At 75.5% G+C, this 13,206-nt stretch carries 13 protein-coding genes; all 13 read right to left on the bottom strand.

Going from position 1 to position 13,206, the window contains the following annotated elements:
- Positions 1-67: 67 nt before the first annotated feature.
- Positions 68-1,072: a type I glyceraldehyde-3-phosphate dehydrogenase gene (gene gap, locus CSPHI_RS06200; RefSeq protein ID WP_075691973.1), complete on the bottom strand. Its 1,005-nt coding sequence runs from the start codon at positions 1,070-1,072 to the stop codon at positions 68-70.
- Positions 1,073-1,203: 131 nt separating this feature from the next.
- Positions 1,204-2,181 (bottom strand): DNA-binding protein WhiA, encoded by a 978-nt coding sequence (gene whiA / locus CSPHI_RS06195; protein ID WP_075691972.1) that lies wholly within the window; start codon positions 2,179-2,181, stop codon positions 1,204-1,206.
- A 100-nt stretch (positions 2,182-2,281) separates the two neighbouring features.
- Entirely contained in the window at positions 2,282-3,235 is a 954-nt protein-coding gene (locus tag CSPHI_RS06190; protein WP_075691971.1) for a gluconeogenesis factor YvcK family protein, read from the bottom strand.
- A 13-nt stretch (positions 3,236-3,248) separates the two neighbouring features.
- Positions 3,249-4,142, bottom strand: coding sequence for an RNase adapter RapZ (gene rapZ, locus CSPHI_RS06185; RefSeq protein WP_075691970.1), 894 nt, complete (start codon positions 4,140-4,142; stop codon positions 3,249-3,251).
- A 10-nt stretch (positions 4,143-4,152) separates the two neighbouring features.
- Complete coding sequence (gene uvrC / locus CSPHI_RS06180) at positions 4,153-6,177, bottom strand: excinuclease ABC subunit UvrC (RefSeq protein WP_075691969.1); 2,025 nt, start codon at positions 6,175-6,177, stop codon at positions 4,153-4,155.
- 4 nt (positions 6,178-6,181) lie between these two features.
- Positions 6,182-6,688 (bottom strand): PH domain-containing protein, encoded by a 507-nt coding sequence (locus tag CSPHI_RS06175; RefSeq protein ID WP_084210282.1) that lies wholly within the window; start codon positions 6,686-6,688, stop codon positions 6,182-6,184.
- Positions 6,685-7,161, bottom strand: a complete 477-nt coding sequence (gene ribH / locus CSPHI_RS06170; protein ID WP_075691968.1) for a 6,7-dimethyl-8-ribityllumazine synthase — start codon at positions 7,159-7,161, stop codon at positions 6,685-6,687. Before ribH ends, CSPHI_RS06175 begins: the two co-directional genes overlap by 4 nt.
- Positions 7,158-8,417, bottom strand: coding sequence for a bifunctional 3,4-dihydroxy-2-butanone-4-phosphate synthase/GTP cyclohydrolase II (locus CSPHI_RS06165; protein ID WP_245803276.1), 1,260 nt, complete (start codon positions 8,415-8,417; stop codon positions 7,158-7,160). The genes ribH and CSPHI_RS06165 overlap by 4 nt, the downstream gene beginning before the upstream one ends.
- 10 nt (positions 8,418-8,427) lie before the next feature.
- A complete protein-coding gene (locus CSPHI_RS06160) occupies positions 8,428-9,015 on the bottom strand; it encodes a riboflavin synthase (RefSeq protein ID WP_075691966.1) in 588 nt (195 codons plus the stop codon).
- A 21-nt stretch (positions 9,016-9,036) separates the two neighbouring features.
- The gene (ribD, locus tag CSPHI_RS06155; protein WP_075691965.1) at positions 9,037-10,131 is read right to left on the bottom strand and encodes a bifunctional diaminohydroxyphosphoribosylaminopyrimidine deaminase/5-amino-6-(5-phosphoribosylamino)uracil reductase RibD; all 1,095 of its coding nucleotides are present in this window, start codon (positions 10,129-10,131) and stop codon (positions 9,037-9,039) included.
- Between the two features lie 7 nt (positions 10,132-10,138).
- On the bottom strand, positions 10,139-10,801 hold the full coding sequence (gene rpe, locus CSPHI_RS06150; protein WP_075691964.1) for a ribulose-phosphate 3-epimerase: 663 nt from the start codon (positions 10,799-10,801) through the stop codon (positions 10,139-10,141).
- A gap of 23 nt (positions 10,802-10,824) precedes the next feature.
- Entirely contained in the window at positions 10,825-12,258 is a 1,434-nt protein-coding gene (locus CSPHI_RS06145; protein ID WP_075691963.1) for an RsmB/NOP family class I SAM-dependent RNA methyltransferase, read from the bottom strand.
- Positions 12,259-13,203, bottom strand: coding sequence for a methionyl-tRNA formyltransferase (gene fmt, locus CSPHI_RS06140; RefSeq protein ID WP_075691962.1), 945 nt, complete (start codon positions 13,201-13,203; stop codon positions 12,259-12,261).
- Between the last annotated feature and the right edge of the window lie 3 nt (positions 13,204-13,206).

Here is a 13,206-nt window from a genome sequence, read left to right as displayed (position 1 = left end):
GGCTCGGGCCGGGGTGCGCGCCGAGGCGCACCCCGGCCCGGGGCCGTTTGCGGTTGACGGGGCGGGGCTAGAGGCGCTCGCCCACGTAGGCGGTCAGGTCGACGAGGCGGTTGGAGTAGCCCCACTCGTTGTCGTACCAGGAGACCACCTTGACCTGGTCGCCGATGACCTTGGTCAGGCCGGCGTCGAAGATCGAGGAGTGCGGGTCGGTGACGATGTCGGTGGAGACGATCGGGTCCTCGGTGTAGGCCAGCACGCCCTTGAGCTCACCCTCGGCGGCGGCGCGCAGGGCGGCGTTGACGGACTCCACGGTGACGTCCTTCTTCGCGGTGAAGGTCAGGTCGGTCACGGAGCCGGTGGGGGTGGGCACCCGCAGCGCGTAGCCGTCGAGCAGGCCCTTGAGCTGCGGCAGCACCAGGGCCACGGCCTTGGCGGCGCCGGTGGAGGTCGGCACGATGTTGATCGCGGCGGCCCGGGCGCGGCGCAGGTCCTTGTGCGGGGCGTCGTGCAGGCGCTGGTCGCCGGTGTAGGCGTGGATGGTGGTCATCAGGCCGCGCTCGATGCCGAAGGCCTCGTCGAGGACCTTCGCCATCGGGGCGAGGCAGTTGGTGGTGCACGAGGCGTTGGAGATGATGTCGTGCTGCGCCGGGTCGTAGTCGGTGTGGTTCACGCCGACGACGAAGGTGGCGTCCTCGTTCTTCGCCGGGGCGGAGATGATCACCTTCTTGGCGCCGCCGTCGATATGCGCGCGGGCGGCGTTGGCGTCGGTGAAGAAGCCGGTGGACTCCACCACGATGTCGACGTCCTGCTCCCCCCAGGGCAGGTTCTTCGGATCCCGCTCGGCCCAGACGGTGATCCGGTGATCGCCGACGGTGATGGACTCGTCGTCGTAGGTGACCTCGGCGTCGAGGCGGCCCAGCAGCGAGTCGTACTTCAGCAGATGGGCCAGCGTCTTGTTGTCGGTGAGGTCGTTGACCGCCACGATCTCCAGGTCGGCGCCGGTTTCCCGGACCGCCCGGAAGAAGTTGCGGCCGATCCGGCCGAAGCCGTTGATGCCTACACGAACCGTCACGATGAGCTCCTTAAGAGAGGGTTGCAGCTTGTGGCCGGCCGCGCCGAACCGCGGCCGGGCTCACCTCGAAGTGTACGTGGGCGCCGATGGTTTCGCACCGGCGCCGGACGTGGTCTCGGCCACCTCCGCGGCTAGCCGGGACCGGCCCCGTCCACCGCCGCGGTGGTGTCCGGCACCCCCAGTTCGGCGGCCCGCCGGTCGGCCATGGACAGCAGCCGCCGGATCCGCCCGGCGACGGCGTCCTTGGTCATCGGCGGCACCGCCAGCTGGCCGAGCTCCTCCAGGGAGGCCTGGGTGTGCTCGGCGCGCAGCCGGCCGGCGGTGGCCAGGTGCTCCGGCACGTCCTCGCCGAGGATCTCCAGGGCCCGCTCCACCCGGGCGGCGGCCCGGGCGGCGGCGTCGGCGGAGCGGCGCATGTTCGCGTCGTCGAAGTTCGCCAGCCGGTTGGCGGTGTTGCGCACCTCCCGGCGCATCCGGTGCTCCTCCCACTGCAGCCGGGTGCGCTGGGCGCCCATCCGGGTGAGCATCGCCCCGATCGACTCGGCGTCGCGGATCACCACCCGGTCCCCGGTGCGGGTCTCCCGGCTCTTCGCCGCCAGACCCAGCCGGCGGGCGGAGCCGACCAGGGCCAGCGCCGCCTCCGGGCAGGGGCAGCCCACCTCCAGGGAGGAGGATCGGCCCGGCTCGGTGAGGCTGCCGTGGGCGAGGAAGGCGCCCCGCCAGGCCGCCTCGTGGTCGACCACCTCCCCGCCGACGATCGCCGGCGGCAGCCCCCGCACCGGCCGGCCGGAGCGGTCCACCAGCCCGGTGCGCCGGGCCAGCTCCTCCCCGCCGTCCTCCACCCGCACCAGGTAGCGGGTGCCGCGCCGGATCCCGCCGGGGGCGAGCACCATCAGCTCCGGGGTGACCTCGTAGAGCTCCCCGATCATGCGGTGCAGCCGGCGGGCCACCGCCCCCGCGCCGACCTCGGCCTCCACCACGATCCGGCCCGCCACCAGGTGCAGCGCCCCGGCGAAGCGCAGCAGGGCGCCCACCTCGGCGCGGCGGGCGCTCTCCCGGGTGGCCTCCACCCGGGCCAGCTCGTCCTTGACTTCGGCGGTCAGGGCCACCTCGCGCCTCCTCCAGTTCGGCCGATCCCGGCGGATCCCGGATCGGTGCGTTCCCCCGGGGATCCTACCGGCGCCGGCCGGCGCCGCCCGCCGGCGGTGCTCAGCGGCGGCCGAGCCCGGCCAGGGCGGCGGCCAGCCGCCGCGGATCATGGCGGCCGGTGGCCCGGCCGTCGGCGTCGAGTTCGGCGACCGCCGCGTAGACCACCTCGGCGCCCACCCCGGCGGCGGCGCGCTCCAGGTAGCTGCGCTCCGAGGCGCCGCGCACGGTGTCCTCGTCGACCAGGATCCGGTCCACGCCCAGGCCCGGGGCGTGCTGGGCGATCATGTGGATATGCCGCTCCGCGGAGAACCCGGCGGTCTCCCCCGGCTCGGAAACCAGGTTGAGCACCACCACCCGCAGCGCCTCGGTGCCGTCGAGGGCGGCGACCAGCTCGGGCACCTGCAGATGCGGCAGCACCGAGGTGAACCAGGAGCCGGGGCCGAGGGTGACCATGTCGGCGCCCCGGATCGCGGCGACCGCCTCCGGGGTGGCCGGGGGCTGCTCCGGGATGAGCCGGATCCGGCGCACCTGGCCGGGGGTGCTGGCCACCGCGACCTGGCCGCGCACCGGGCGCACCACCCGGGCGTCCTCCTCCAGGCCCACCACCTCCGCCTCGATCTCCAGCGGCCGGGGGCACATCGGCAGCACCCGGCCCCGGATGCCCAGCAGCCGGGCCACCTCGTCGAGGGCGGCCACCTCATCGCCGAGCACGCTGGTCAGCCCGGCGATCATGAGATTGCCCACGGCATGGCCGGCGAGCGCCCCGGTGCCGCCGAAGCGGTGCTGCAGGGTGGTCTCCCACAGCCGGCCGCGTGCATCGCGGGGGGACAGCGCGGCCAGGGCCATGCGCAGATCCCCGGGCGGGATCTGGCCCAGCTCCCGGCGGATCCGCCCCGAGGAGCCGCCGTCGTCGGCGACGGTGACCACCGCGGTGATGTCCTCGGCGATGGTGCGCGCGGCGCACAGGGTGGCGAACAGGCCGTGCCCGCCGCCCAGGCAGGTGATCGTGGTCATGGGCCGGGTCCTCCTAGGCGCGGTCGATGTCGCGGTGCGTGACCGAGACCTCGACCCCGGACAGGCCGGCGAGGCGCTCGGCGAGGGCCTCGGCGACGGCGACGGAACGGTGGTGGCCGCCGGTGCAGCCGATCGCGATGGTCATGAAGCTCTTGCCCTCCCGGCGGTAGCCGGGCAGCGCGGTCTCCACCATCTGCCGCAGCAGATCCAGGAACCGGGCCGCGGCGGGCTGCTCCAGCACGTACCGGGCCACCGCCTCCTCGGTGCCCCGGTGCGGGCGCAGCTCCGGAATCCAGTACGGGTTCGGCAGGAAGCGCACGTCGACCAGGAGATCCGCGTCCCGGGGGGCGCCGTGCTTGAAGCCGAAGGACTGGATGGTCACCCGCTGGGTGTGCGTGTCCGGGTCCGCGAAGCGCCGCTCCAGCTCCCGGCGCAGCTCGTGGATGTTCATCGCCGAGGTGTCCACCACCACGTCCGCGGTGGCCTTGATCCCGGCGAGCATCTCCCGCTCCCGCTCGATCCCGGCGACCAGGGTGTCGCCCTCCTGCAGCGGATGCCGGCGGCGCACCTGGTCGTAGCGGGCGATGAGCACGTCGTCCTGGGCGTCGAGGAACATCACCAGGGGGCTGCGCCCGGCCGAGCGCAGCCGGTCCAGCACCTCCCCGAGGTTGCCGGCGAAGGCCCGGGAGCGCACGTCGGTGACGATCGCCAGCCGCTCCACCGGGGAATCGCCCTCGAAGGAGAGCTCCACCATGCGCATGATGAGCTCCGGGGGCAGGTTGTCGGCGACGTACCAGCCCATCTCCTCCAGCACCGCCGCGGCGGTGTTGCGGCCCGAACCGGACATGCCGGTGATGAGGACCAGGGAGGTGTCCGGGGTGGACTCCGGTGCATGCGCGTCGCTCATGTCCGCGACTCTACTTATCCGGCCCCGCCCCCGCCGCCGGATGCAGCGCCGCGTGCACCGCGGCGGCCAGGGCCGGGCCGATCCCCGGCGCGGCCTGGATCTCCGCGACGTCCGCGGCGCGCAGCCGCTTCACCGAGCCGAAGTGCTTGACCAGCTCCGCCCGCCGCTTCGGGCCCAGCCCGGGGACGTCGTCGAGCACCGAGGCGCGCATCCGGGCGCTGCGCCGCTGCCGGTGGTAGCCGATGGCGAAGCGGTGCGCCTCATCGCGGATCCGCTGCATGAGGAACATCGCCTCGCTGTTGCGCGGCAGGATCACCGGGTCCTCCTCCCCCGGCACCCAGATCTCCTCCAGCCGCTTGGCCAGGCCGACCAGGGTGACGTCGTCCACGCCGAGCTCGTCGAGCACCGCCTGCGCGGCGGCGACCTGGGGGGCGCCGCCGTCGACGATGAACAGCTGCGGGGGGTAGGCGAAGCGGCGGGCGCCGGTGGTCTCCTCCACCACCTCCGGGGCCTCGTCGGCGAAGGCGGCGTCGTCCTCCTCGGGCACCGCCCGGCGGTCCTCCACATGCCGGCGGAACCGCCGCCGGGTGACCTCGGCGATGGAGCCCACGTCATCGCTGCGCCCCTCCCCCGCGGCCTCCCGGATCCGGTAGCGCCGGTAGTCGGATTTGCGGGGCAGCCCGTCCTCGAAGACCACCAGGGAGGCCACCACGTCGGTGCCCTGGATATGGGAGATGTCGGTGCATTCGATGCGCAGCGGCGCCTCCGCCATGCCCAGGGCGTCCCGGATCCCCTCCAGGGCCTGGGAGCGGGCGGTGAGATCCCCGGTGCGGCGCAGCTTGTGCTGGGTGAGCGCCTCCTCGGCGTTGCGGGCCACGGTGGCCATCAGCTCCCGCTTGTCGCCCCGCCGGGGCACCCGCAGATCCACCGCCGACCCGCGCAGCCCGGCGAGGTAGTCGCGCACCCCGGCGGCGTCCGCGGGCATCGCCTGCACCAGGATCTCCCGGGGCACCGCGGTGACCCCGCCGGTGGCGCCGTCGCCGTCGACCCGGGCGTGGTCGGCGGCGTCGCCGTAGAACTGGATCAGGAAATCGGCGATGAGCCGGGGCAGCGCCGGATCGGCCTCCCCCTCGGCCAGCGCCCCGGTCTCCGCGTCGCCGCTCTTCTCCACCGCCCAGCCGCGCTGGCCGTGGATCCGGCCGGCCCGGACGTGGAAGATCTGCACCGCCGCCTCCAGCTCGTCGGTGGCGAAGGCGATGAGATCGGCGTCGGTGCCGTCGGGCAGCACCACCGCCTGCTTCTCCATCACCTGGTGCACCGCGGCCAGGTCATCGCGCAGCCGGGCGGCCCGCTCGAAGTCCAGCTCCTCCGCGGCGGCGGCCATCTCCGCCTCCAGTTCGCGCACCACCGGGCCGGTGCGCCCGGCCATGAAGGAGACGAACCCGTCGACGATCTCGCGGTGCTCGGCGGCGCTCACCCGGCCCACGCAGGGCGCGGCGCATTTGTCGATGTAGCCCAGCAGGCAGGGCCGGTCCAGCTGCCGCTGCCGGTTGAACACCCCGGCCGAGCAGGTGCGGGCCGGGAACACCCGGGTGAGCAGGTCCAGGGTCTCCCGGATCGCCCAGGCCTTGGAGTAGGGCCCGAAGTAGCGCACCCCCTTGCGGCGCGGGCCCCGGTAGAGGAAGAGGCGCGGGTACTCCTCGCCGATGCTGACGGCGAGCATGGGATAGGACTTGTCGTCCCGGTACATGACGTTGAACCGGGGGTTGAAGCGCTTGATCCAGGTGTACTCCAGCTGCAGCGCCTCGACCTCGGTGCGCACCACCGTCCAGGTCACCCGGGAGGCGGAGAGCACCATCTGCCGGGTGCGCGGATGCAGCCCCGCGGTGTCCTGGAAGTAGTTCGACAGCCGGGCCCGCAGGTTCTTCGCCTTGCCCACGTAGAGCACCCGGCCATCGGCGTCGAGGAAGCGGTACACCCCCGGCTCCACCGGGATGGTGCCGGGGGCGGGGCGGTAGGTGGCCGGGTCCGCCACGGCCCTAGTCCTCCGGCATGTAGCGGTCCTCGAGCTCCCGGAAGCGGTGCACCGCGGTCACCGCCGCCTCGCCGTCGCGGGCCTGGATCGCCCACATCGGCACGAACTCGAAGTCCGGCAGCTCCAGCCGCGCCCAGCGGGCCTCGGCCGGGAAGCTCAGCCCGTAGACGTCCGCCCAGACGTAGAAGCGCGCGGAGAGGAAGTTGCGCACCTCCACCCCGCGGGCGTTGACCCGCACCCGGGCGCGCAGGCCCAGCAGGCAGATCCCCGCCAGCAGCAGGCCCACCAGGGGGAAGGCGAACATGTCCACGGTGGTCACCGCGGCGCCGGTGTCGCCGACGTTGACCACCAGGCCCATGAACACGTGCACGGCGAGCACCACCGCGGCCGCGGTCCAGGACCACAGCCGCATGGTGCGGGAGGTCACGGTGAGCTCCCAGTCCCCGGCGAGGACCTCGCGCACCACCTCCGGGGTCTCGTCGCCGGCGAAGGGGGTTTCCGGGTTGCTCATCGGCGATCCTCCAGGTCACGAAGCAGGCGGGCGGTGTGCAGGGCGGCGATCATGGCCTCGCGGCCCTTGTCCTCGGCGGCGCCCGGGCCGCCGGCGCGGGCCACCGCCTGCTCCTGGGTGTCGCAGGTGAGCACCCCGTTGCCCACCGGGGTGCCGGTGTCCAGGGCGATCCGGGTCAGCCCCGCGGTCACCGAGTCGCAGACGTAGTCGAAGTGCGGGGTGCCGCCGCGCACCACGCAGCCCAGGGCCACCACCGCATCGCAGTCGGCGGCCAGCGCCCGGGCGACCACCGGGATCTCCAGGGCGCCGACGACCACATGGGCCTCGGCGGTGGCCCCGGCCTCGGCGGCCGCGGCCAGCGCGCGCTCCTGCAGCAGCGCGGTGACCGGCTCGTTCCAGCGGGAGGTGACCACCCCCACGCGCAGGCCCCGTCCGTCGGGGATCCCGATCTCCGGCAGTCCGGCTCCGCTCATCGCCGCTCCTCCTCCATCGCCTCGGCCCCGCCCCCAATGTAGTCGTCCAGCCAGGGCAGCTCGTGGCCCATCCGCTCCCGCTTGGTCATCAGGTAGCGCACGTTGTCCTCGGTGACCTCCACCGGCACCGGCACCCGCCGGCTCATCCGCAGCCCGTAGCCGCCGAGCCCGGAGCGCTTCGCCGGGTTGTTGGTGAGCAGCGCCATGGAGCGCACTCCCAGATCCCGCAGGATCTGCGCCCCGGTGCCGTACTCCCGGGCGTCCGCGGGCAGGCCCAGGGCCAGGTTCGCGTCCACGGTGTCCGCCCCGTCGTCCTGCAGCCGGTAGGCCTCCAGCTTGTGCATCAGCCCGATCCCGCGGCCCTCGTGGCCGCGCATGTAGAGCAGCACCCCCCGGCCCGCCTCCTGGATCGCGGCCATCGCCTTGTGCAGCTGCTGGCCGCAGTCGCAGCGCCGGGAGCCGAGCACATCGCCGGTGAGGCATTCCGAATGCACCCGCACCAGCACGTCCTCCCCGTCGCCGATCTCCCCGCAGACCAGGGCGATATGCTCCACCCCGTCGACCAGGCTGCGGTAGCCGCAGGCCAGGAACTCGCCGAATTCGGTGGGCAGCTTCGTCCGGGTCACCGGCTCCACCAGCGACTCGTGGTGCCGCCGGTGCTCGATGAGCTGCTCGATGGAGATCAGCGCCAGGTCGTGCTCATCGCAGAAGCGGCGCAGCTCCGGGGCCCGGGCCATCCCGGTGGGATCCTCCTGGGAGACCACCTCGCAGAGCACCCCGGCCGGGCGCAGCCCCGCCAGGCGGGCCAGGTCCACGGCGGCCTCGGTGTGCCCGGCCCGGGCGAGCACCCCGCCCTCGCGGGCGCGCAGCGGCACCACGTGCCCGGGGCGGGTGAAGTCCGCGGCGGTCGACCCCGGATCCGCCAGCCGGCGGATGGTGCGCGCCCGGCAGGCCGCGGAGATCCCGGTGGTGCCGGTGTCCGCGTCCACGGTGACCGTGTAGGCGGTGCCGCGGACGTCCTCGTTGCGGGCCACCATCGGCGGCAGCCCCAGCCGGTCGCAGTCGGCGCCGGTCAGCGGCGCGCAGATGTACCCGGAGGAGTAGCGCACGGTGAAGGCCAGCAGCTCCGGGGTGGCCTTCTCCGCGGCGAAGATGATGTCGCCCTCGTTCTCGCGGTCCTCGTCGTCGACGACGACGACCGCCTTGCCCGCGGCGATGTCCGCGATCGCGCGTTCCACGGTGTCCAGTGCAGTCACGCCCATGAGCCTAACGGTCGAGCATCCTCTCGACGTACTTCGCCAGCACGTCGACTTCCAGGTTCACCGTGGCGCCCGCCGGCCGGTCGCCCAGGGTGGTCTCCGCCAGGGTGGTCGGGATGAGGCTCACCTCGAACCAGCCCTCGCCGATCCCGGAGACGGTGAGCGAGACCCCGTCCACGGCGATGGAGCCCTTCTCCACCACGTAGCGGGCCAGCCGCCCCGGCAGCGAGATCCGGACCACCTCCCAGTGCTCGGCGGGGGTGCGGGCGAGCACCTCGCCCACCCCGTCGACGTGGCCCTGCATGATGTGCCCGCCGAGCCGGCCGCCGGCGGCGAGCGCCCGCTCCAGGTTGACCGGGTCGCCGGGGGCGAGGGCGCCGAGGCCGGTGCGGTCCAGGGACTCGCGCATCACGTCGGCGGTGAAGCCGTCGGCGCGGGGTTCGGTGACGGTCAGGCACACCCCGGCCACGGCGATGGAGTCGCCCGCGGCGGCGTCGGCGACGACCCGGCGGCAGGCGATGTCCAGGACGATCGCGTCGCCCAGGTCGCGCACCGCGCGGACGCGGCCGATTTCCTCAACGATTCCGGTGAACACGCCGTCCAGGGTAGACGGCCCTCAGCCGCGGCCGGCGACGGGGCCGCGCACCGCCCGGATCAGCACGTCCCCGCCGAGGTTCTCCACCCCGGTGGTGCGGAAGCGGGCGATGTCGGCGACGGTGGTCGCCGAACCGGTGTCCACCACCGCGGTGCCCGCGCCGAGCAGCCCGGGGGCGACGTAGGACTCGATCGCGTCGACCAGGCCCGCGGCGAGGAAGGCCCCGGCCAGTCGGGGCCCGCCCTCGACGAGCACGTCGATGAGGCCCAGGTCGGCGAGCACGTCGACCACCCGGTCCATGTCCCGGGTCTGGATGTGCCGGAAGCCCCCGCCGAGCTCCGGGGTGTCCGGGTCCGCCGGGCCGGCCCCGCCGCGCACCGCCGCGTCGGCGGGCACCGCCTTGCGGCCCACCACCACCCGCAGCGGCTGGTGCGGCAGCAGGGCGCCGTCGCCGCTGCGGGCGGTGAGCCGGGGGTCGTCGGCGAGCACGGTGCCGGTGCCGACGATGATGGCGTCGCGCCGGGAGCGGTCCACGTGCACCCGGCGCCGCGCCAGGTGCCCGGTGATCCACTGGGAGGAGCCGTCGGTGGCGGCGGCCAGCCCGTCGACGGTGCCGGCGGTCTTCAGGGTGATATGCGGCCGGCGGTGCGCCTGCCAGTGCAGCCAGGGCCGCAGCACCCCGTCCGCGATATCCGCGGCGAGCACCCCGCCGACCACCGCCACGCCCCGGCCGACGAGCCAGTCCGCGCCCCCGGCGGCCACCGGGTTGGGGTCGGCCACGCCGTGCACGACCTCGACGATCCCGGCCTCGACGAGGGCGCCGGTGCACGGCGGGGTGCGGCCGACGTGGTGGCAGGGCTCCAGGGTGACCACGGCGGTGCCGCCGCGGGCGCGCTCCCCGGCGGCGGCCAGGGCCTGCGCCTCGGCATGGGGCCCGCCCACCGGGTCGGTGCCGGCGGCGGCCACCGCGATCCCGCGGGCGTCGAGGATGACGCAGCCCACCGGGGGGTTGGGCCGGGTGGTGCCGCGCACCCGCTCGGCCGCGGCGATCGCCAGGCGCATCGCCTGGTCGTGGCTCAGGGGCGTCGTGGGCAGCAGGTCGGGGTGCAGCGGCATGGCGGGCCTACCTCTCCGCGGCGGCGAGGCGCCGCAATTCGGCGACGGCGGCGCCCGGGTCGCCGGCCCCGTAGACCGCGGAGCCGGCGACGAAGGCGTCGCAGCCGGCCGCCGCGGCGGCGCCGATCGTGGCCGGGGCGATCCCGCCGTCGATTTCGATCAGGGTGTCCAGGCCGCGGGCGTCGATCTCGGCGCGCAGGGCGCGGACCTTGTCCAGCTGGTCGGGCATGAAGGACTGGCCGCCGAAGCCCGGTTCCACGCTCATCACCAGCACCACGTCGAATTCGCCGAGGTGCTCCAGCAGCGGCTCGATCGGGGTGCCCGGGCGCAGCGACACCCCGGCGCCGACCCCGGCGGCGCGCAGCCGGCGGGCCAGGGCCACCGGGTCGGCGGCGGCCTCGACGTGGAAGGTCACCGAATCGGCGCCGGCGGCGATGTAGTCGTCCACCCAGCGCTCCGGGTTCTCGATCATCAGGTGCACGTCGAGGTGCTGGTCGGTGACCCGGTCCACGGCGGCGAGCACCGGGGCCCCGAAGGACAGGTTCGGCACGAAATGGCCGTCCATGACGTCGACGTGCACCCAGTCCGCGTCGGCGATGGCCGCGATCTCGCGGTCCAGCCGGGCGAAGTCGGCGGAGAGGATGGACGGGGCGATGATGGGTTGCCTCATGGCCCCGATCCTAGCCGGGCCGGCTACTCCGCGAGGGGCCGGCGCAGCAGCGCCAGGAACATCGCGTCGGTGCCGTGCCGGTGCGGCCACATCTGCACCGCGCGCCCCGGCCCGGTGCCGGCCATCGGCGCCACCGCCGCGGCGGCGTCGAGCTCGACCAGGCCGAGGTCGCGCACCGCCCGATCCACCGCCGCCCGGGTCTCCCGCAGATGCGGGGAGCAGGTGGAGTAGGCGATCACCCCGCCGGGGCGGACCAGCCGCGCGGCGGCGGCGAGCAGCTCCCGCTGCAGCCGCACCAGGCCCGGCAGATCGGCGGGCCGCTTGCGCCAGCGCGCCTCCGGGCGGCGGCGCAGCGCGCCCAGCCCGGAGCAGGGCGCGTCCACCAGCACCCGGTCGTAGCCGGGGTCGAGGCCCGGGTCGCGGCCGTCGGCCTCGTGCACGGTCACCGGCAGGCCCGTGGTGGCCCGGCGCACCAGCTCGGCGCGGTGGGCGGCCGGCTCCACCGCGTCCACGGCGGCGCCGTCGACCGCGGCGATGGCGCCGAGCAGCGCCGCCTTGCCGCCGGGGCCGGCGCACAGGTCCAGCCAGCGGCCGCCGTCGGCGCCGGCCAGGGGCGCGATGCTCAGCGCCCGGGCGATGAGCTGGGAGCCCTCGTCCTGCACCTGGGCGAGGCGCTCGCGCACCGCGTCGAGCTCCCCGGGATCCCCGGCGGGCAGGTGCACCGCGTAGGGCGAGTAGGGGCCGACCTCGCCCCCGGTGGCCAGGGCCAGCTCCTCGGCGGTGATCTCCCCGGGCCGGGCGGCCAGGTGCACCCCGGGCCGGGCGTCGTCGGCGGCCAGCGCCGCGGCGAGCTCCCCGGCCTCCGGGCCCAGCGCCTGGGCGAAGGCCTCGGCCACCCAGCGCGGGTGCGCGTGCCGGAAGGCGAGGTGGCCCACCGGGTCGGCCCCGGCGTCCGGGGCGAGCCGGGCCACCCAGGCCTCCTCGTCCCGGGCGGCGACCCGGCGCAGCACCGCGTTGACGAATCCGCCGGCGCCCTCGCCGGCGGCGATCCGGGCGGCGGTGACGGAGGTGTCCACCGCGGCATGGGCGCCGACCCGGGTGCGCAGCAGCTGGTAGGCGCCCAGCCGCAGCACGTCGAGCACCTCCGGGTCGAGCGCGTCCAGGGGCCGGTCGCAGACCTCCGCGAGGACCGCGTCGAGCAGCCCCTCGGCGCGCAGGGCGCCGTAGGCCAGTTCGGTGGCGAAGGCGGCGTCCCGGCCGGCGAGGCCCCGCCGGCGCAGCTCCCCGGGCAGCACGAGGTTGGCGTAGGCCCCCTCCGCGCGGACCTTGCCGAGCACGGTCAGCGCCGCATGCCGGGGCGCGTCCAGGCGGCCCGGGCGGCGCCGCCCCCGGGCCCGCCGGTCCCGCTCCGCCCCGCGGGCGCGGCGGCGGGGCGCTCCCCCGTCGGTGCCGGCCATCTAGGACACCCGCCTTCCGTCCGGGCGGGCCCCGTTGGCCCAGTCCGCGGCGGCCATCATCCGCTTGCCGGGGGCCTGCACCCCGGTGAGCGCCACGGGGCCGGTGCCGGTGCCGACCAGCACCCGGCGCCGGCGCACCCGGATCTCCCCGGGGGCGGGGGCCCCGCCCGCCGCCTCCGCGGCGGCCTCGTCCAGGGGACGCACGGGGCCGAGCTTCAGCCGCTCCCCGTCCAGGGTGGTCCACGCCCCCGGCGCCGGGGTGTGCGCCCGGATCCGGCGGTCGATGACGTGCGCGGGCAGGGTCCAGTCCACCCGGGCGTCGCCGACCCGGATCTTCGGGGCGTGGCTGACCCCCTCGGCGGGCTGCGCCTCGGCGCGCAGCACCCCGGCGGCCAGCCCGTCCATGGTGGCGGCGAGCAGCCCGGCCCCGGAGTCGGCGAGTCGGCCGAGCAGGTCCGCGGCGGTGTCCTCGGCCCGGATCGCCTCGGTGACCCGGCCGAGCACCGGCCCGGTGTCCAGGCCGGCCTCGATCCGGAAGGTGGAGGCGCCGGTGACGTCCTCCCCGGCGGCGATCGCGGCCTGCACCGGGGCGGCGCCCCGGTAGGCGGGCAGCAGCGAGAAGTGCAGGTTCACCCAGCCGTGGGCGGGCAGGTCGAGCAGCTCCCCGGGCACCAGCAGCCCGTAGGCGACCACCGCCACGCAGTCCGGGGCGAGTTCGCGCAGCCGGGCGGCGATCGCGTCGTCGCGCAGGGTGGCGGGGGTGAGCACCTCCACCCCGGCGGCCTCGGCGACCTCCTTGACCGGGGAGGGCCGCAGCCGCCGGCCCCGGCCCACGGGCGCATCGGCCCGGGTGAGCACCGCGACCACCTCGTGGTCGGGGTGGTCGAGCAGGGCGCGCAGCGCCGGCACCGCCGGCTCGGGCGTGCCCGCGAAGATGATCCGCATGGC

It is taken from the genome of Corynebacterium sphenisci DSM 44792 (assembly GCF_001941505.1).
Lineage (GTDB): Bacteria > Actinomycetota > Actinomycetes > Mycobacteriales > Mycobacteriaceae > Corynebacterium > Corynebacterium sphenisci.
Note: the sequence above shows the minus strand (reverse complement) of the source record. Positions and strands in the feature narration are given on the sequence as shown.